This window comes from Lentibacillus sp. (assembly GCF_035301675.1).
Classification (GTDB): Bacteria; Bacillota; Bacilli; order Bacillales; family Amphibacillaceae; genus Lentibacillus.
Genome location: NZ_DATGTT010000064.1, coordinates 1 through 18,691, shown reverse-complemented (window position 1 = coordinate 18,691; position 18,691 = coordinate 1). Strand labels below are relative to the sequence as shown.

Here is an 18,691-nt window from a genome sequence, read left to right as displayed (position 1 = left end):
ATTTGAGGTGATGACTGAATGGAAAAACAGACGGATATTATCATTGTCGGCGGTGGTGTGATCGGATCCAGTATTGCCTTTAATTTGCTTAATGATGGATATGAAGGTGATATTACGATATTTGAAAAAGATAAAATATACGAATATGCATCAACTCCAAGAAGCGCTGGTGGTTTGAGGCAGTTGTTTACAACAGAGATTAATATTCAAATCAGCCGTTATGGCCTGCAAAAATATAAGACGTTTGCAGAAGACATGGCCATCGGAACGGAAAAAGCCGAAATTGACTTTAAACAACGTGGCTATCTTTTTCTGGCCCGGGGTGAGAATATAAAACAGCTGCAGAAACAACTACAATTGCAGCAGAAGCATGGTGTGCCCTCTGAATTATTGGCTAAGGAGGAATTGTTGTCAATTATTCCGGAGCTGACTATTGATGACTTGCAGGGAGGGTTGTTCTGCGGCGAGGATGGCTACCTGGATCCGTACTCTGTGATGCAGGGATACGCCAGAAAAGCAAAGCAGCTTGGGGCTGAATATGTATATGAAAAAGTTGATACGATCCTGACAGAGCGCGGGAAAGCAACAGGAGTCCGACTTGAAAATGGGGATGCCTATAAAGCTCCGATTGTCATCAATTGTGCCGGTCCGTGGGCTCCTGAATTAAGCGAGAAAATCGGGCTATCACTGCCGATTGTGCCATTGAAACGGCAAATCATACAGTTCGATATTGCCGAACCGCTGGAAAAATACCTACCGCTCACCATTGATCCAACAGGTGTATACTTCAGGCATGAAGGCAATTCACTGATAACAGGGTTTGCTGAGAAAGTAAAACCCGGCATTGATTACAGGTGGAAACGCTCGCTGTTTGAAGAACAGCTATGGCCGGTTTTAGCTGAGCGTATTCCAAACTTTGAACGGGCTAAAATCAGTAATGGCTGGGCCGGGATTTACAGCCATAATACAAAAGATCAAAATGCCATCATCGGTGAACATCCGCATCTGGACGGCTACTACATGGCGTGCGGCTTCAGCGGACACGGCATGCAGCAGGCGCCAGCTGTCGGCAAGGGTTTATCCGAATTGATCCGGAATGATCGTTACGAGACATTGGATTTAAGCCCGCTGCAGTTTGAGCGATTTGCCTCTAATGAACTGATTGTGGAGGGCGCTGTCGTGTAGTGGTAAATTGCAGTCAGCAAGTATATCGAATACTGTCTCTGCCCATTTGCTGAATATAGATTGGAATATGCTCATAGAAAGGGGATTTATATGAATAGTCCTGATCAGAAACGAGGAAGGGAGAGCTGGGGCAGCAGGTTAGGTTTTATTATGGCTGCTTCAGGCTTTGCTATCGGGCTGGGGAATATTTGGCGATTTCCTTACCTTGCCGGTGAAAATGGCGGTGGTGCGTTTCTTCTAATCTATATTCTGATTGTTATTTTGATCGGAATTCCTTTGTTTTTAGTTGAGGCCGGGCTTGGGAGAAGAGCTCAATCAGCCGCAATCACCGGGCTAAGGAAATTGAACGGCAAAGGCAATCCGTGGAACTCAATTGGCTGGCTCGGGACCATTACAGCCCTATTGGTGATGTCCTATTATTTAATGATAATGGGCTGGTTATTTGCTTATTTTTTCAAAGTGGCTCTTGGCTCATTCCAAGGGATTACATCTGAACAAGCTGCTATAGTCTATGAAGATTTCATTGCAAATCCCGCTGCAGTTATCGGCTATACGATTATTCCGACATTGATCCTGGGGGTTATTGTTGCAAAAGGGGTTAAACACGGCATCGAAAAATTCGTAAAGATCGCCATGCCGCTATTTATTGTCATGTTAATTATTTTGGCTGTATTTTCGCTTTCCTTGCCGGGGTCTGTGGAGGGTGTCGTGTGGTATTTGAAACCCGATTTTTCCCAAATTACAACAGGCACAGTGCTTGATGCGCTCGGGCAGGCCTTTTTTTCAATCGGGATTGGAATGGCTGCTGCCTTCACATATGGCAGTTACTTAAAGCCGAAAAAAACAAATTTGGCTGAGGACGGTTTATGGGTCATTTCACTGGATACGTTTATAGCGTTCCTGTCCGGTTTAGTTATTTTTCCTGCACTATTTGCTTTCCAAATAGCACCGAATTCAGGGCCGGGATTGATTTTTATCACATTTCCGACTCTGATTGATCAAATGCCTTTTGGCAATCTGTTTGGTATACTCTTTTTCTTCCTGATTATAATTGGTGCTCTTACAACAGGGATCGGTTTGGTTGAAACGCTGGCAGCCAATATTGCAGAGATGCTGGGTATAAAACGAAAAACGAGTGTTTGGATCATTATCGGTGCGACATTCACGTTGTCTATTCCATCTATCCTGTCACAAGGCCCATGGTCGCATATTCATATCTTTGGTATGGACATATTTGGATTCGTTGACTATTTTTCCGGTAATATTCTGTTAACGCTGGGCGGGCTGTTACTTGCTTTATATGTTGTATTCAAATGGAAAGTCAAAAATTTTATTGATGATGTCAATATTGAAGGCGGTATCATAAAGTTTCCTGCTGCCTCAAAACCAATTGTAACGTATATTATTCCAATAGTAATTGTGCTGATTATGATCACAGGGCTTATTTGAAGACAATAAATCCAGATAGTTACTTGTAATGGACTCCGAATCTTTTAAATATAGTGATAACTCATCCGGGCAGTGTTAATATATTGGATAGAATCTATTGAAGGTGGAGGTTGATAGAATGCTATTTTTAAGTGAAAAGGATATTAAAGAAGCAGTCACAATGAAGGACGTGATTGATGCCATAGATTCGACTTATGATGTTTATGAATCCGGTAATTTCCAAATGCCTCAGCGCATGCAGGTGAAAGAAGGAGACAACACCCTCCTGTTAATGCCATGTTTTACAGGGGATGCCATCGGAACGAAGCTTGTCACGATATTTCCGAATAACCAGACGCTTCCAACGTTGCACGGGATAGTTGTTTTGAATGACAGTGAGACAGGTGATATTAAAGGAATTTTAAACGGCTCATTTTTGACAGGCATGCGGACGGGAGCTATTGGCGGGTCCGGCGTACGTCATTTGGCTAAACATGATGCTTCATCCCTGGCGATCGTCGGGACCGGTGTACAAGGACTCTATCAAGCAATTGCAGCATGTACGGAAAGACCGATCAGAGAAATTTATCTCTTCAATCGTTCACCTGAAAAAATTGCCGCTTTCACAAAATCATTGCAGGAATGGATTGGTACAGATGCATTTATCCACGAAAGTGATTCTGTTGAAGAAGCTGTCAAAGAGGCGGAAATTGTGATAACTGCTACAACATCCAAACAGCCTGTTCTTCCGGATAACCCGGAACTGCTTAAAAATAAACTGGTTATCGGCGTTGGTTCTTTTCAGCCGACTATGCGGGAATTCCCGGAATCTTTATACAAAGTAGCTGACCAGGTGATGGTTGACACCGAACATGCCATTGAAGAGTCGGGGGACATCGCGACACCGGCCGAAGAAGGCTGGATAGACCGGGGATCCATTATGACAATGTCAGAACAAATTTCAAAAAAGTCAGCGGGGGTGGCTGAAGCAGGAAAAACCGTTGTGCTAAAGACAACCGGGATGGCTTTGTTTGATGTGGTGGTTGCCAATCTGATATATCAGAAAGCTAAGGAAAAAGGGGCAGGAACCGAACTAACCATGTAGATGATATTCAGTAAAGGACGAAAGGAGGGGTGTCATGAAGCCCAGATCCAGATTATCAGATCCGGGTATCATTCTGGTCGCCATATTGCTTGCTATTTCTGCTGTTGTATTAATTTGGTGGCCGACTGATATCTATTTAATGGGTATTTCGCTTGCAGGCTGGTTGATGTTTTTCAGTTATTTTGTCTGGTTTCTCCTATCAGTTCTTTATGTTGTTTGGATGGAAAAAAGGGACGAGTCACAAAACGGTGGATAGAAATGGAGGGATGAAGATATGCAGATAATGGAAGCAGTCATTCTAGGTGTCTACTTAATTTTAATGACTTTGATTGGGATTTATTTTACACGGCGAGCGCACTCTTCTGAAAGCGATTACTGGACAGCTGGCAAAAGCATTAATACGTTCGTTGGGGCATTTGCATTGTTTGCAGCTCTGGCAAGTTCCAGTTCGCTGATGGGGGCAGTAGGGTCTGGTGTTGCACTCGGAATTCCATTTTTGTTTGCTTATGGGTTTGGTGCCGTTGCTATCTTGCCGTTTACGCTTTTTCTTGTATCCGGACAAATTAGGCGGTCAGGTGTCAGCACATTACCAGAATTTTTCAAACAGCGGTATGGAAATGCGGTACAGGTTGTGGCTGTAGCCATCGTTGTTGTCGGGATGACTTTCTACATGGTACCGCAATTGACTGCGTCAGGATTGATTGGTTCTTATGTATTGGGCATTGATTACACGACCGCAGTTATTGTGCTTGGAATTGGCTTTACGGTCTATGCCGCATTGGGCGGGATGTGGGCAATTACTTACACTGATTTGATTCAGGGATCTGTCATGCTTATCGGAATGTTAATATTATCGATACTTATTTTGGTTCAGCATGACGGCTTTTCATCGCTGATTCAGGATGCACTTAATGCTTCACCAAATTTTGGAGATATTACACAGCCATGGTTGTCCTATTTTGGGCTGTTTTTGGCTTTCTTATGGTTCGGGATCGTTTCACCATCAGCTGTGATGCGTAATTTTGCATCACGTGATGCAAAAACAGCACGGCGATCGGCCATGTGGGCTTGCTTGTTATACTTGCTGATCTTTGGTTTCGGCTTGATTGTGGCCGCCGGGGGAGCCAGCTTGGGTATAGCTGATACATTGGACAATCAGGATATGATTTTTGTATCTGTTATTGAAAACTATATGTCACCGCTTCTGGCAGGTATTATGCTTGCAGGGCTTCTGGCAGCGATTATGTCTTCCGCCGATGCGATGCTCCTGGCGATTTCCGCTGGCGTAGCACGTGATATTTACAAGGAATACATTAATAAAGAAGCTTCCGAGCAGACCGTAACCAGAATTGGTTTTGCAGTGATGATCATCGCCAGTATTGTCGGAATTATCATTGCGATTAATCCGCCGCAGCTGATAGCTATCATGGTTGGCTGGGTAGGCGGTTTCCTGCTTTCGTCGTTTGGTTTTCCGCTTGTACTCGGGATCTGGTGGAATCGGGCAAATAAAGCCGGTGCCCTGGCAGGTATGCTTGGAGGTGCGCTTACATTTCTAATATTAGTTATCACAAAGCCATTTGCGTTGGTATCTGAGCCAATCATTGCCTCACCGATCTCATTGGCACTGGTTATTGTCGTTAGCCTAATGACAGCACCACCATCAGCAGCAACACAGGAGCAGGTCAACCGCTATCATGCAGATTTGTCTGAATCTGATGAAGGAAAGTCAGCCGGCTGAGAGTGATAAGGTATGGAATATATTCTTAATAAAAGATAGCGCTTCAGGCTAATGTTTTTGCCCCATGAACTATTGATTCACGAATATTTACAATTGTGTAAAAATGATGTATGATAGTATGTGGTTGGATGGGAGTCTATTTTAATAATAGAAGGGAGGTATTTTGTGGCAGAGCAAGGTAAAAATGGTTTTTTTGAAGGCGCTTTCGGTAGGTATGTTTTGCCTGGTGTTGTTATTCAATCTACTTTAATCGGCGGCGGCTATGCAACTGGCCGTGAAGTGGTTGCCTATGGGGCGAAGTTTGGTGCGCTGGGCTGGATTGCCGGCTTGACCATTGTAATCGGATTTGGCCTGATGGCGTTTTTAATGTTTGAAATCGCGCGCCGGTTCCGGGCATATGACTACCGCAGTCTTGTCAAACAATTTCTGGGGCCATTCTGGTTTTTATATGATATTATTTATTTTTTATTGGCTATCCTGATCATTTCGATAGTCATAGCGGCGACAGGATCGATTCTCGAAAATACACTGAGTCTGAACTATTGGATTGGTATTACCCTTATCGCAGTCTTGGCTGGTATTCTTAACTTTTATGGTACAAAATTAATTGAGCGGTTTAAAACGATTGGAACAACAGCACTGCTGCTGGCATATGTTTTATTTGCCATCATCGTCATTTCCAGTTCATGGAGTGAGGTAACTCACGTATTTGCAACGGGGAATACAAGTTTTGCCGGGGATTTTACGATTTGGTCTATTATTGGGGCGGGAATCATTTATGTTGGCTATAATCTTGCCGTTTACCCGGCTGCATTATTTACAGTTAGAAGGCAACAATCGATAAAAGATACACTTATCGGCGGAGCTATCGCCGGCGTTCTGATGACGGTTCCATGGTTTTTGACCTATTTTGCCTTAATGGGATTTTATCCATCAGAGTCTGTCTTCAATGCAGATGTGCCATGGCTGCAAATGCTGGATGGATATGGCCTGTGGATTGCGGTCATCTTTGGAATTGTTGTGGGATGGACATTGATTGAAACGGCTACTGGTATGATTCATGCATTCCTTGACCGCGTGAATAACAACCTTGAAGAAGCCGGTAAAAAACCAATGTCAAAAAGAATGGATGGAACAGTTGCCATTATAGCACTTGTCCTTTCAGCTATATTATCCAACGTTGGCATAAGCGGCCTTGTCTCAACAGGGTATACGATTCTTGGCTATGCCATGCTTATTGTATACGGCATTCCGATTCTGATAATCGGAAGCTATAAGATTATCAAAGGGGTAAGAAGTCAGAAAAACACCGAAATGAGTGCCTGACGCATACGATAGCTCAGGGCGAATCGTTTTATTCAGTACAATAAAACTTCCACTTAAAAGAGACCGGGACAAAAGCATTTAAAGTAAAGAAAAATCCGAACGATGATTCAAATTTCTTATTATATCAGAAAGTATAAATTTTTTGGCTCTACGAATGCTTTATCAAAAATAGCCACGTCTGGCTCCAGCGCCCAGCGACTAGCGTGACTTCCTTCACCTCCGTCCGATAAGTCAACAGCGATTCACTTACGTTCATCGTGTTTCCTTTATCTCCTGCGGTTCAGTCCAGTCCGTACGTCGCTAAACGGGCGCTTGCGCCTTTGTTCAGATAGCTTTCGAATCAGTTCGGATTTTTCTTTTTGTTGTAACATGGGGTTCTGCGTAAACCAGCGTAGTATTTTTCCGAAGCGGTAGTTAAAATATATACCTGCATTTTACTAGAATCTCCTGGCTATCGTCCGTTTTTTAGTTTTGTCCCAGCCCCCTGCTGCATCCATTCCAATTAACTGCCGCAGCAAAGAAAGTTATAACGGGATGTCTTCCTTAACAGATGCGGATGGTTTTTCCGAACTTTGCAGGAAATTCAGTAATTCCTGGTGTTTCTCTTTAGCCACCTGGTAACCCTGATAATATAATGCCTCGAGCTTGCGATGGCTTTTTTCAATCCGGCTGGCGTCCAGTGGTTTCTCCGGCTGGATGATAAAGACTTCGTTGCGCTGTTCCATTGTGCGTAATTTTTTCATGGTTTCATTATAAAGCGAATGCCGGTCACGTAATAATTTTATAAGTTCAGGTTTATCTTTAAACATTCGCTTATAAAACCAATTTAATTTTGTGGGTTTTTTAACATAGTTTTTATTCCGGGTAAGTACGACGACATGTTTTTTAAATCCTTGTTCAATAAGGGGGGTGATTGGTATCGGGTCGGACACACCACCGTCGATTAATTTTTTTCCATTATAGTCAATGCTGGGCGCTAAAACAGGCAACGAACAGGAGGCTCTGATAATAGTCGACAGATCCTTCTGTTTATCAAATTGATCATAAAAAACGGGCTTGCCGGTATTTATATCGGTTGTGCCGACAATAAACCTGGAGTTAGCCTGTGAAAAGGATTGAAATTCGAGCGGGAATGTGTGGTTAGCCAGCTTATCAAAAATCAAATCCATGCTGAACAGCTCTTTTTTTTGCAGCAGCCGTATGATTGATATGGTACCCCGGTTTTTGCCTATGGCAGCAAGCAGGTTCGTATTCCGGTCGCGCTGTTTCGCGATATAGGAACTCCCGATAAGTGCTCCTGCAGATGCTGTCGCGACAGATGGGAATTCAATCTGCTGATCCAGAAAGTAATCCAGTACACCAACAGTAAATGCACATCGCATACCTCCGCCTTCTAACATGAGGCCTGCCTCGTATTCCAAAATTCGACACTTCCTTTTTCCTGTATAAGAAAAATTATATCAGTCATCTGTCTATCTAACAATTTATCAGTTTTGGAATCATCTTCTAACGGAAAAATAACAAGAAAACATGATGAGCATAATAGACATGAAGGAGGGCGAAAGCAGATGTTTCAGGATATATTGAACAGTACCGCACATCGTAACAGCCCGCTGCCGCATGGTCCATGGCTCATGATGCAGCAATGGAGACAAATACTGTTTATGCACCAGCGTCTGCCGCAGCGGACAGTTGAACCACATCTTCCTCCAGGTCTTGAACTGGATACATATGAAGGGGATGCCTGGATAAGTGTTATTCCGTTCAGGGTGAGCAAAGTGCGCCTTCGCGGTCTGCCGCCCATACCGTTTCTGAACAGTTTTTTACAAGTTAACGTACGGACATATGTCAAACGAAATGGTAAAAGGGGTGTTTACTTTTTCAGCCTGGATGCTGACAAGCTGCCCGCAGTAGTTGGCGCAAGAGTGGCGACACTTCCTTATTACTATGCAGATATATCGATGAAAATGCGGGATGGCACTGTATCTTTTCGCAGTGAACGGAAAGGGGGAAAGCAGCCCGGTTTCTTAAGTGGTGTGTATCAGCCAACCGGTGAACGCTTTTATCCGGAAAAGGGAAGCCTGGAAAATTGGCTGCTGAAGCGTTATTTTCTTTGGACCTATAAAAATGGAAAATTGTATAGATGTGGGATTCATCACAAAAAATGGGAACTCCAACAAGCTGAAGCGGAGATGGAGCAGCAGGTGCTGGCACCATTCCTATATAATGGGGTGATTGGTGCAGATTCGCCAGCTCATTATGCAGCCTGTCAGACTACTTTAATCTGGATGATCCGGAAAGAGGGGTGAATGGCTTTATCAGTAAATCGCCTCTTATCTATTGCAAGTGTATATGTAATTTTCGTACAATTAAGATATATGAAGGGAAAGGGGGAGCATTTGGTTAAGGAGTGTATGAGACCGTTGATATATTTTTGACAACAGCACCTAATGTTTGCCGGCATAGCATTATTTGATTGAAACATAGGTGATAACCAAAAAGCGAAGGGAGTTCTTTATTATGTTTTCGACACTCACCCCACTTGACTGGAAACGGAGAGCAGTAAAATATTACCCGGAAAAAACAGCGGTCATTGATGGAGACAAGACGTTTACGTACAAAGAATTTGGCGAGCGGTCAGACAGGCTGTCAATGGCTTTACATGAGGCAGGCATCCAACAGGGTGATCATGTTGCCGTGATGCTGCCGAACACGCATTATATGCTGGAGTGCTTTTACGGTGTTTGTCAGCTTGGTGCAGCAATGGTGCCTTTGAATTACCGTTTAAAGGCAGAAGATCTGCAGTACATTATTCACCACAGCGACGCCAAAATGCTGATTGTTGATGAGGAATTCAGCGGCCCGATTGAGCAAATTGCGGACAGCCTTTCTCTTGAACAAATCGTAGTAGTTTCTGTACCGGATCATAAGACTTCATTAAAAGGTGTGGATTATGAGGCATTTATCCAGCACGTTGCGGATGATGCAGCATTACCTGAGGTCGAAATTGATGAAAATCAGCTGATGACATTGAACTATACGAGCGGCACAACATCAAATCCTAAAGGTGTGATGTTAACCCATCGCAGTAATTATCTGAATTCAGCTAATTTTATGTACCACCTTGGAGTCAGTCATGATGATGTTTACCTTCATACATTGCCGATGTTTCATGCCAATGGCTGGGGAGGCGTTTGGGCCATAACAGCAGCTGGGGGCACGCATGTATGCTTGCGGAAAGTTGATCCCCCACATATTCTCGACTTATTTGAAACGCAGCATATTTCGTTGTTATGCGGAGCGCCAACTGTCATTAATATGCTGGTGAATGAACCGAAAGCAAAAGCAAAATCAATCACAACAAGCCCCCGCATGGCAACAGCCGGAGCTCCTCCAGCGGCGGCACTCATCGATAAAGCCCAGACAATACTCGGCTTGAACATGATTCACGTTTACGGTCTGACCGAAACGTCGCCGTTCATTCTCTATTGTGAGTGGAAAAAAGATTTCGATGCCAAATCAGCTGATGAACAGGCATCAATCAAGGCGAGGCAAGGGATTGAACTGGCATTTAACGGGGAAACAAAAGTCATCCATCAAGACGGAGAGGAAGTAGCCTGGGACGGCGAAGAGCTGGGCGAAATTATAACCCGCGGAAATGTTGTTATGGAAGGCTATTACAAGGATCCGGAAAAGACGGCTGCTGCTATTAAAGATGGCTGGTTCCATACCGGCGATTTGGCGGTTACTTATCCGGACGGCTACATTGAAATCCGTGATCGTGCCAAGGATATGATTATTTCCGGCGGGGAGAATATTTCCTCTACAGAAGTGGAGGGTGTCCTTTTTAAACATCCCGATGTCATGGAGGCGGCGGTCATTTCGATCCCTCATGAAAAATGGGGTGAAGTACCTAAAGCTATTATTGTGCCGAATGATGGTGCAACGGTGACAGAGCAGGGCATCATTGATTATTGCCGGTCTGAAATGGCTCATTTTAAAGCGCCCAAAGCTGTTGAATTTATGGACGCATTGCCAAAAACGGCGACTGGAAAACTGCAGAAGTTCCGTTTGAGGGAAATGCATTGGGACGGACCGAAGAAAGTGAATTAGCAGAGTGTGCCGGCAGGACGGGTTCTCCGTTCTACGGCACTTCTTAGATTGCCATAAAAGGGGGGGATGAGCTTTGCCGCTGAAGTCCGTTCGAGTTCTTGATTTGAGCCGTCTGCTGCCAGGACCTTACTGCACGATGCTTTTGGCAGATTTTGGGGCTGAGGTCATTAAAGTGGAAGAGCCTTCAAAAGGGGATTATGCCAGAGCTTATGAACCAAAACTGGATGACGATAGTGCCATGTTCCATTCGCTTAATCGGAACAAGAAAAGCGTTTGCCTTGATTTAAAATCTCCGGAAGGCAAACATGAATTTTTGAAGATGGCTGAAGAGGCGGATGTCGTTGTTGAATCATTTCGTCCGGGTGTCATGGAACGGCTGGGACTGGGGTATGAGACATTAAAAAGTGTCAATCCCCGTCTCATTTACTGTGCGGTAACGGGTTATGGGCAAACCGGACCGTACGCCGATAAGCCCGGTCATGATATTAATTATTTGAGTTTTGCCGGCCTCTTAAATTTGATGGGTGAAAAAGATGGCAAACCGGTTGTTCCTGCCGCCCAGATAGCCGATATTGGCGGGGGAGCTCTTCCGGCAGCAGTCGGGATATTACTCGCATTATTGGAACGGGAAAAGTCCGGAAAGGGTCAGTTTGTTGATGTTTCGATGATGGATGGGGTTATTTCCTGGCTGCAAACGCTCCTTCCCGATTACTTGTCTGCGAATACAGTTCCAAAACGAGGAGAAGAGATGCTGAATGGCGGAAGGGCCTGCTACGCTGTCTATGAAACAAAGGACGAGCGCTTTATCGCCGTCGGGGCACTCGAACCAAAGTTTTGGAAAAATTTTTGCGAGGTCATTGGACGGCGTGATTTCATTCCGTTATTGGAAGCACCACTTCATGAGCAATACCGGCTTAAGTATGAAATCCAAGTGATCATGTCAGAAAAAACACTAGCTGAATGGCTTGAGCTGTTTTCTGATGTTGAAGCGTGTGTATCGCCGGTTTTGACATTTGAAGAAATGATTGAGCATCCGCAAGTTGCTGCACGTGAGATGATTCGAACGGTAAATCATGCTGTATTAGGGTCAGTGAAACAAATTGGAATCCCGATTAAATTATCCGAAACGCCTGGTGAAATTTATTCACAAGCCCCAAAACTCGGGGAACATACGCATGAACTGAAAGCGGGAAATAGAACGTGAGTTTAAACGAAGATGATTTCCATATCTATTGTTGCTTTTAAGCAGTTGAAATAAACTGTGACACAAACCAGAAGTTAGCGAGAATCTCTAACCGCAGCTGGAATATACTCGCTTTCCGTGGGCTCACCACGAGCCTCCTCGCTCGCAAAGACCGCTCGCTGTGGGGTCTCTTAGGCTCGCTGTCCCACAGGAGTCTCGCATATTCCAGCTGCTGGAAGGTGTGTTCTAAAACAAATCTCTAATAAAACTAAAGGAAGTCGTCATTTTGAGCGTAGGAAATACACGACGACTCCTGCGGGAGCAAAGGCATAGGTGAGACCCCACAGGGCGTCAGCCCGAGGAGGCTCACCAGCCGCCCGCGGAAAGCGGCGTGTAGTTCCGAAGCGTTAGAAGACGCACCAACTTATACCTTAAGTTACGTCGCAGTATATGGATTTTGTGTCAAAAGCAACAACCTTGTAGAACACAGCGAAAGGAAAAATCCGAACTGATTCGCTATCTAATTGGCGGATTTTGAATCATAGTTCGGATTTCGCTTTGGTTATTCTTTTGTCCCAGTCTTTCGTGTTTTATTCAACTGTTTCTTGGGTTGCCGGTGCTGGCGCTTTTCGTGCCAGGCACATGATCCCGGCAATCAAATAGAATATACCGCTGAAAATCATTCCACCAAATGTAATGATCGTGCTCAGCGCTGCTGTCACAATTAAAATGATTCCTGCAGCCTTTGGTTTCTTATTGCCTTTCATGAAGACGATGGATACAATCCCTAAAATCACGCTGATGATAGTAAGGATAATGAGAAACCAGCCACTTCCCTGAAACATCTCAGTGACAGCTTCCATATCACCTGGTGCTAATTCTGGCTGCTGCTGATTGATTTCCTCTTTTGCCTGGTCCCAAATAGCCTCATTATTGAAAAGCCATACCATAAATCCGCCAACAACAGTAAAAAAACCATAAATGAGTGCACCAATAATCGTTAACACTATTTCGCCTGTCCGGCTCATATAAAGCCCCTCCCATTCCATTTTCATAACTATGCAACACGTTAAAAGAATTATTCAACGTCCGCATTTTTCATCAATTGTATCACAAAATCATCCAATCTTTCCTCAATCAGCTGATTTGTCAGTCCAGTCACCCCAAAAGCCCGCCAGCCCGGGTATACTTCCGGAGGTCCGTCCAAAAAGTTGATCAGCGCGACAACATCCCAATACCGGTTATAACGCTTCCCGGCATAATGCTGATAAGCCATTAAAAATCCATCAGCCGTATCCGGTCCGTACAGCATAGCAAGATTCAGCCGGCAATGACCGATATCAACTCCGCGCGGTCCCTTGCAGGCATTCACCCAATCCACCACACCGCTGACAGCGCTGTCGCTCCAAAGTACATTGGCGGGATGATAGTCCCGATGAATAAAGCAATCTCCCGCATTGGGGGTAGGTCCGCTTACTATATCAAGTGCCTTTTTCCACATCTCCGGAACACCCGACCACGCCGGAATGTTAAACGAATCGATATCATTATAAGGAAAATAATCATATGGAAAACCGGCTGCATCAATTCGGTGTATTTTGACAAGCGTTTTTCCCAGACCATCCACCCACTGTTCCATGTTATCAGGTTTTAACTCCACAGCCCCATCCAGCTTTGTCATGAGAACGGCCGGGACACCGCATTTATCACCGTTCCTATCAAAAGCAATCACATTCGGCGAAGTCACTCCAGTCCCCTCAGCCATTCGTAAACTTGCCGCTTCATGCACAGCCAAATCAGGTTCTTCCGTCAGCCAGTCCTGATTATCAAACCGCCGGATGACATAGTGCCTTACCGTTTGTTCCATTTTTAATGTGATACTATGCAATGTGGACGATGTACTGCCCTTCAGCTGATAAACCGATTGAACAGCTGCAGTTGAATCGACTGAGTTGATGACCCATTGCAGAACATGATCTGGTAGACAATCGCCATACGCAATCATTCAAATTCTTCCCTTCCATCCAAACTAGAAATGTGACCCATTGCGAAATGGGGATCCCTGCTGAAAAAAGAACAATAACTTCATAAGCCATCCTAGCACCTTTCATTCTACCAAAGCCAATTTGGAACTCTAATAATCTCATGACAAATGTCAATCCTTTTGTTACACTTAAGGTGAAGAATTCAATATACCTAACTACTAGGGGTGCCCACGAAACGCGGGCTGAGAGGAAAGGCGTCTGAGCTTTCCGACTCTTACGGACCTGATCTGGCTAATACCAGCGTAGGGAAGTAGTCTGACGAAATTTGATATCAGCTATTTCAAGCCAGGTCCAATCTATGGATCTGGCTTTTTTGGCGGTTAAGAAAAATTACTTTCTTACTGCACAAGGGCCACTTAGGCTTTCTAAATTTTCCTTCTGCCCCTAATGAGAGGAGGGTTGAATTGAACCGGACGCGTTTACTGACAACAATGGCCGTTTTTGTAGCGATTGGAACTCTGGGCGCACAGCTCCTATGGTTCCCGGCAGGTGTTGCCAAGGCCTATCCGGTGCAGCACGCTGTTAACGTTATGGCCGCTGTATCACTCGGTCCCGGTCCAGCCGTTATTATCGCCTTTATGATTGGACTGCTCCGCAATATGCTTGGCTTGGGAACACTGCTGGCATTCCCCGGTGGTATGGTCGGCGCTTACCTGGCTGGTTGTCTTTATCGGCTAACTGACAAAAAAGGTATGGCTGCACTTGGTGAAGCAATAGGCACCGGAGTTTTCGGTTCATTGTTTGCTGTTCCATTTGCGCGTATCCTGTTGGGCAGTTCAGCCGGCGCACTTTTCTTTATGCCGTCGTTTCTTATTAGCAGCATAACAGGTGCATTAATCGGCTGGTTTATCGTTTCAAAGGTGAACCAAACAAATCTACTGGAAAAACACGTATAGGAGGTTTCGACATGAGTCAACTACCCGCAGCCTTAACAATCGCCGGCACCGATCCGAGCGGCGGCGCTGGCATTCAGGCTGACTTGAAGACGTTTCAGGAGTTAAAAACGTATGGCATGTCGGTCATCACTTCTGTTGTTGCTCAAAATACGACAGGCGTCCAGGATGTGCAGCATATATCAGTGCCCATGATTAAGCAGCAATTGGAATCAGTTATTTCCGATATCCCGTTCCAGGCTTTCAAAACCGGCATGTTAGCCAATATCGATTTAATGGATGCCGTGGCTGAAAAGATTCCCGGATTGAATGTTCCTTATATTATGGACCCGGTTATGGTGACCACAAGCGGACATAAATTAATCGCGGAGGATTCCCGCGAGTATTTACGCGAGAATCTGCTGTCATTAGCGACGCTTGTAACACCGAATGTCCCGGAAGCAGAGGTGATTACCGGAGAGTCGATTAAAACACCAGAAGACATGCAGCAGGCTGCCAAGCGGATTGTCGATGAATTCGGTGCAGGGGCCGCTCTTGTGAAAGGCGGTCATATGCAAGGTGAGGCGATTGACTTTTTATACGATGGTGAAAAGATGCATACTTTCTCGACTGAACGAATCGATACGCAAAACACACACGGAACCGGCTGTACCTATTCGGCAGCCATTACTGCCTATGTAAGCCAGGGTTATCAATTGACAGATGCAGTCCAGAAGGGGAAAGACTTTATCACCGCAGCTATAAGCCATTCATTTTCGATCGGGCAAGGAAGCGGCCCGACCAATCAGTGGGCACATCGAATGGAAAGGGTGAGTAAATGAATCAATCAATTATTCATGAAGCACGTGAAGCAACACCACTTATCCATCATCTGACCAATCAGGTGGTCATGAATTTTTCAGCAAACGGTCTGTTATCGTTCGGCGCAGCGCCGGTTATGGCTAAGGCTGAAGAAGAAGCAGCCGATATGGCATACAATGCCGACGGTGTCCTGCTCAATATCGGGACTTTGACTGCTGATGATCTTTCGTCGATGGTCCGTGCAGGTGTCGCCGCAAACGAAAAAGGGATCCCGGTTGTTCTTGATCCTGTGGGTGTTGCCGCAACTCCTTTCCGAAAAACTGCTGTGAAAAATATTCTGGAGCAAGTGAAGCCGACTGTGATCAAAGGAAACGCAGGCGAACTTGCACACCTGGTTGAAATTCCATGGGAAACAAAAGGTGTCGAATCAGTCGGTGACGGCAATGCCGATGAGATTGCCGCTAAAGTGGCCAAAATGTATCAGACTGCTGCTGTTGTCACCGGTAAAACAGATGTTATTTGCATTGAAAATGAAATTTTGCAGAACCATACTGGTCATCCGATTTTAGGCAAAATAACCGGTGCCGGTTGTCTGCTTGGATCCGTATTATCAGCATGCCTGACAACCAACGAATCTATCGGGCAACAGGCAATGACCGCTGCTGCGTTTTATGGGCTCGCCGCAGAACATGCCGCAGAAAGAACTGATGTTAATGGCCCAGGGACATTTCTCCCCCATTTCATCGACGCATTGTCACTTAATCCTGCTGCACTGGAAAGGAAATAGCTTATGTATCTAAGAAAATACTTTATCATGGGAAGTCAGAACTGTGACCGGAAACCCGAGGATATCCTCAAAGAGGCGGCAAAATCCGGCATTACCGCTTTTCAGTTTCGGGAAAAAGGTGAAGGAGCATTAACCGGTGAAAAAAAATTAGCATTGGGGCGCAAACTGCGGGATATTTGCGCTCGTCATAACGTCATGTTTTTCGTGAACGATGATATTGATCTGATTGAACCACTTGAGGCTGATGGTATTCATATCGGACAGGATGACATGCGGCTTGAAAAAGTGCGGGAGATGTTTCCCGATAAGCTAATTGGATTATCTGTGTCAAATCAATCCGACGTCGACAACAGCTCCATTCAGCTGGCTGATTATCTCGGGGCAGGTTCGGTATTTTCAACACCATCCAAGGACGATGCTGGACACGCAGTCGGTATTGAATGGATCAAAACATTGAGACGTCAGTACCCCGATATACCGATTGTCGGGATTGGCGGAATTACTGAAGAGAATGCATCTTCTGTTATCGACGCCGGAGCTGATGGGGTGGCTGTCATTTCAGCCATCACGAAGGCGGGCAATGTGACAGAGGCTGTTGAAAAGCTATGAATGAGAAAAGAAAACATCTTTTCTCATTCTGCTTTACTCTATATCAAACAAATTGATTGTTTAAAAACCCATCATACCAATTCTCCCCCATTTCACCGAAAAAATTGTGAACATTTATGCCAAAAATTTGTGAACTTAAGCCGATTCTGTGACAACTTCAGCCAAATTCGATTTGATAAAACTTATATACATTGTTTCGTAATTTGTTATAGGGTGGTGCGTTTATGAAGTATGCCATCATTATGATAATCACTTTGGCGGTAATCGCCATGGTTAATCTAGCAATGGCAAGTTTATTCCAAATCAGCTTTCTGGATGCGTCGTTCCTAGTCGGACTGTTTGCAGCGGTTATTTTATACTATGTTAATTCGTCCAACAACCCATTCACAAAATCAATCGACGCAGATATCCAGAGTGAGACCGGGATAAAAGTCCAAACAAAACGAGGCCATTTTACACGTGGTGTATCATTCTACGCAGCATTGACTTATCTGGCAGGAGCTGCGATTATCACGTTGGTTGTTTACTGGGATTTATTCTTTTAACCTGCTGAAAAGAAAAACCCGCATCCAAATACCTCTCAACAAAAAAAGATGCCACATCTTATTAAGTAACGACATGACACCTTTTTGTATTAAATTCGATTGTTTTCATCAACCTATCATTTATTCCGGTCTGCATACACAGCCATCGCATCCCACATGAACACGGCTAGACCGTCACCATACTTATCGATGTTTTTCGTAAAGCGTTCATCATCAACATACATCTGCCCGAGCCCTTTAAAAGCATCAAGTGAGTAGCTGCCAATCTTATTCAGGTAGTCATACCAGACTTTGATGGCTGCTTGTGCTTCGTCTGAGTCGGGTGCTTTATCACGGATTGCGGCAAGCTCCCGATAAATACGGTCAAATTCTTCCCCCATTTCTTGCTGCTCATCTTTTGACATCTGGTTGATTTTGGCATTTGACTCATCAACTGCTTTGTTGCCCCAGCGTTCGCGGGCTTCTTGTTCGTACGGGTTTTTGCTGAAGTCAAACCCTTCAAATTTCTCTTGATCACTCATTGGAATCTCTCCTTTCGCATGCTGGATTGTCTTATCAATTGTCGCAATCATGTTGTCCAAACGGGACCGTTCTTCAAGCAGCATCCTTCGCTGAACTTGAAGTGCCTCCTCCCTGTCAAACGATGGACTATTGACAATCTCCTTTATTTTCTTCAAAGGGAAGCCAAGCTTTTTAAAAAACAGTATTTGCTGCAATGTTTCGAGATCTTTTTCCGAATAGCTCCGATAACCTGATTCAGTGGTTTCAGGCTCGAGCAAACCGATCTCATCATAATGATGCAGTGTGCGCACACTGATGCCGACTAATTCAGCTGCTTCCTTGACTTTCATTACTGGACCTCCCTTCAATTGTTACTGTAAATCATAACGTTACGTTAGAGTCAATGGAGAATGGTGAAATTAATCCCGTTTT

At 44.7% G+C, this 18,691-nt stretch carries 18 protein-coding genes and 1 riboswitch; of the genes, 14 read left to right on the top strand and 4 right to left on the bottom strand.

The features are described from left to right. Positions 1-18: 18 nt before the first annotated feature. The 6 genes from VK097_RS11345 to VK097_RS11320 all read left to right on the top strand — a co-directional run bounded on the left by VK097_RS11345 (position 19) and on the right by VK097_RS11320 (position 6,782). A complete protein-coding gene (locus VK097_RS11345; RefSeq protein WP_324211917.1) occupies positions 19-1,185 on the top strand; it encodes an NAD(P)/FAD-dependent oxidoreductase in 1,167 nt (388 codons plus the stop codon). Between the two features lie 90 nt (positions 1,186-1,275). Beyond that, positions 1,276-2,634 (top strand): sodium-dependent transporter, encoded by a 1,359-nt coding sequence (locus tag VK097_RS11340; protein WP_324211916.1) that lies wholly within the window; start codon positions 1,276-1,278, stop codon positions 2,632-2,634. Positions 2,635-2,752: 118 nt separating this feature from the next. After that, positions 2,753-3,718 carry an ornithine cyclodeaminase family protein gene (locus VK097_RS11335; RefSeq protein ID WP_324211915.1) on the top strand — a complete coding sequence of 322 codons (966 nt, stop codon included), beginning with the start codon at positions 2,753-2,755 and terminating at the stop codon, positions 3,716-3,718. Positions 3,719-3,752: 34 nt separating this feature from the next. Beyond that, entirely contained in the window at positions 3,753-3,974 is a 222-nt protein-coding gene (locus VK097_RS11330) for a hypothetical protein (RefSeq protein WP_324211914.1), read from the top strand. Positions 3,975-3,992: 18 nt separating this feature from the next. Next, the gene (locus VK097_RS11325; RefSeq protein WP_324211913.1) at positions 3,993-5,456 is read left to right on the top strand and encodes a sodium:solute symporter family protein; all 1,464 of its coding nucleotides are present in this window, start codon (positions 3,993-3,995) and stop codon (positions 5,454-5,456) included. A gap of 165 nt (positions 5,457-5,621) precedes the next feature. Continuing rightward, complete coding sequence (locus VK097_RS11320; RefSeq protein ID WP_324211912.1) at positions 5,622-6,782, top strand: YkvI family membrane protein; 1,161 nt, start codon at positions 5,622-5,624, stop codon at positions 6,780-6,782. A 524-nt stretch (positions 6,783-7,306) separates the two neighbouring features. Here the strand turns inward: VK097_RS11320 and VK097_RS11315 are convergent. Next, the gene (locus VK097_RS11315) at positions 7,307-8,182 is read right to left on the bottom strand and encodes a patatin-like phospholipase family protein (protein WP_324211911.1); all 876 of its coding nucleotides are present in this window, start codon (positions 8,180-8,182) and stop codon (positions 7,307-7,309) included. Between the two features lie 168 nt (positions 8,183-8,350). Between VK097_RS11315 and VK097_RS11310 the strand changes: the two genes are divergently transcribed. From VK097_RS11310 to VK097_RS11300, 3 genes are all read left to right on the top strand, one after another. Beyond that, positions 8,351-9,091, top strand: coding sequence for a YqjF family protein (locus VK097_RS11310; RefSeq protein WP_324211910.1), 741 nt, complete (start codon positions 8,351-8,353; stop codon positions 9,089-9,091). Positions 9,092-9,302: 211 nt separating this feature from the next. Then, positions 9,303-10,895, top strand: a complete 1,593-nt coding sequence (locus tag VK097_RS11305; protein WP_324211909.1) for a long-chain-fatty-acid--CoA ligase — start codon at positions 9,303-9,305, stop codon at positions 10,893-10,895. Between the two features lie 73 nt (positions 10,896-10,968). Further along, positions 10,969-12,099 carry a CaiB/BaiF CoA transferase family protein gene (locus VK097_RS11300; protein WP_324211908.1) on the top strand — a complete coding sequence of 377 codons (1,131 nt, stop codon included), beginning with the start codon at positions 10,969-10,971 and terminating at the stop codon, positions 12,097-12,099. A gap of 569 nt (positions 12,100-12,668) precedes the next feature. Here the strand turns inward: VK097_RS11300 and VK097_RS11295 are convergent. Further along, positions 12,669-13,106, bottom strand: coding sequence for a DUF4064 domain-containing protein (locus VK097_RS11295; protein ID WP_324211907.1), 438 nt, complete (start codon positions 13,104-13,106; stop codon positions 12,669-12,671). Positions 13,107-13,156: 50 nt separating this feature from the next. Further along, on the bottom strand, positions 13,157-14,083 hold the full coding sequence (locus VK097_RS11290) for a phosphotransferase family protein (RefSeq protein WP_324211906.1): 927 nt from the start codon (positions 14,081-14,083) through the stop codon (positions 13,157-13,159). Positions 14,084-14,273: 190 nt separating this feature from the next. Beyond that, a riboswitch (TPP riboswitch) is annotated at positions 14,274-14,389 on the top strand. Positions 14,390-14,527: 138 nt separating this feature from the next. On the opposite strand from VK097_RS11290, the gene thiW reads away from it, so the two are divergent. The 5 genes from thiW (at position 14,528) to VK097_RS11265 (ending at position 17,758) form a co-directional block, all read left to right on the top strand. Next, a complete protein-coding gene (gene thiW / locus VK097_RS11285) occupies positions 14,528-15,019 on the top strand; it encodes an energy coupling factor transporter S component ThiW (RefSeq protein WP_324211905.1) in 492 nt (163 codons plus the stop codon). 11 nt (positions 15,020-15,030) lie between these two features. Continuing rightward, complete coding sequence (gene thiD, locus VK097_RS11280) at positions 15,031-15,837, top strand: bifunctional hydroxymethylpyrimidine kinase/phosphomethylpyrimidine kinase (protein WP_324211904.1); 807 nt, start codon at positions 15,031-15,033, stop codon at positions 15,835-15,837. Beyond that, positions 15,834-16,604, top strand: a complete 771-nt coding sequence (gene thiM, locus VK097_RS11275) for a hydroxyethylthiazole kinase (RefSeq protein WP_324211903.1) — start codon at positions 15,834-15,836, stop codon at positions 16,602-16,604. Before thiD ends, thiM begins: the two co-directional genes overlap by 4 nt. Positions 16,605-16,607: 3 nt before the next feature. Continuing rightward, complete coding sequence (gene thiE / locus VK097_RS11270; RefSeq protein ID WP_324211902.1) at positions 16,608-17,213, top strand: thiamine phosphate synthase; 606 nt, start codon at positions 16,608-16,610, stop codon at positions 17,211-17,213. Between the two features lie 224 nt (positions 17,214-17,437). Next, positions 17,438-17,758 carry a hypothetical protein gene (locus VK097_RS11265; protein WP_324211901.1) on the top strand — a complete coding sequence of 107 codons (321 nt, stop codon included), beginning with the start codon at positions 17,438-17,440 and terminating at the stop codon, positions 17,756-17,758. 116 nt (positions 17,759-17,874) lie between these two features. Here the strand turns inward: VK097_RS11265 and VK097_RS11260 are convergent, their stop codons facing one another. Further along, a complete protein-coding gene (locus VK097_RS11260; RefSeq protein ID WP_324211900.1) occupies positions 17,875-18,609 on the bottom strand; it encodes a MerR family transcriptional regulator in 735 nt (244 codons plus the stop codon). Positions 18,610-18,691 lie beyond the last annotated feature (82 nt).

Bases quoted from the DNA above. Each gene is read 5' to 3' on its own strand.
- VK097_RS11265 (WP_324211901.1), top strand. From the start codon at position 17,438: ATGAAGTATGCCATCATTATGATAATCACTTTGGCGGTAATCGCCATG.
- VK097_RS11315 (WP_324211911.1), bottom strand. From the start codon at position 8,182: ATGTTAGAAGGCGGAGGTATGCGATGTGCATTTACTGTTGGTGTACTG.
- VK097_RS11340 (WP_324211916.1), top strand. From the start codon at position 1,276: ATGAATAGTCCTGATCAGAAACGAGGAAGGGAGAGCTGGGGCAGCAGG.
- VK097_RS11310 (WP_324211910.1), top strand. From the start codon at position 8,351: ATGTTTCAGGATATATTGAACAGTACCGCACATCGTAACAGCCCGCTG.
- VK097_RS11330 (WP_324211914.1), top strand. From the start codon at position 3,753: ATGAAGCCCAGATCCAGATTATCAGATCCGGGTATCATTCTGGTCGCC.
- VK097_RS11260 (WP_324211900.1), bottom strand. From the start codon at position 18,609: ATGAAAGTCAAGGAAGCAGCTGAATTAGTCGGCATCAGTGTGCGCACA.
- VK097_RS11295 (WP_324211907.1), bottom strand. From the start codon at position 13,106: ATGAGCCGGACAGGCGAAATAGTGTTAACGATTATTGGTGCACTCATT.
- VK097_RS11335 (WP_324211915.1), top strand. From the start codon at position 2,753: ATGCTATTTTTAAGTGAAAAGGATATTAAAGAAGCAGTCACAATGAAG.
- VK097_RS11305 (WP_324211909.1), top strand. From the start codon at position 9,303: ATGTTTTCGACACTCACCCCACTTGACTGGAAACGGAGAGCAGTAAAA.
- thiM (WP_324211903.1), top strand. From the start codon at position 15,834: ATGAATCAATCAATTATTCATGAAGCACGTGAAGCAACACCACTTATC.
- thiD (WP_324211904.1), top strand. From the start codon at position 15,031: ATGAGTCAACTACCCGCAGCCTTAACAATCGCCGGCACCGATCCGAGC.
- VK097_RS11325 (WP_324211913.1), top strand. From the start codon at position 3,993: ATGCAGATAATGGAAGCAGTCATTCTAGGTGTCTACTTAATTTTAATG.
- VK097_RS11345 (WP_324211917.1), top strand. From the start codon at position 19: ATGGAAAAACAGACGGATATTATCATTGTCGGCGGTGGTGTGATCGGA.
- VK097_RS11290 (WP_324211906.1), bottom strand. From the start codon at position 14,083: ATGATTGCGTATGGCGATTGTCTACCAGATCATGTTCTGCAATGGGTC.
- thiE (WP_324211902.1), top strand. From the start codon at position 16,608: ATGTATCTAAGAAAATACTTTATCATGGGAAGTCAGAACTGTGACCGG.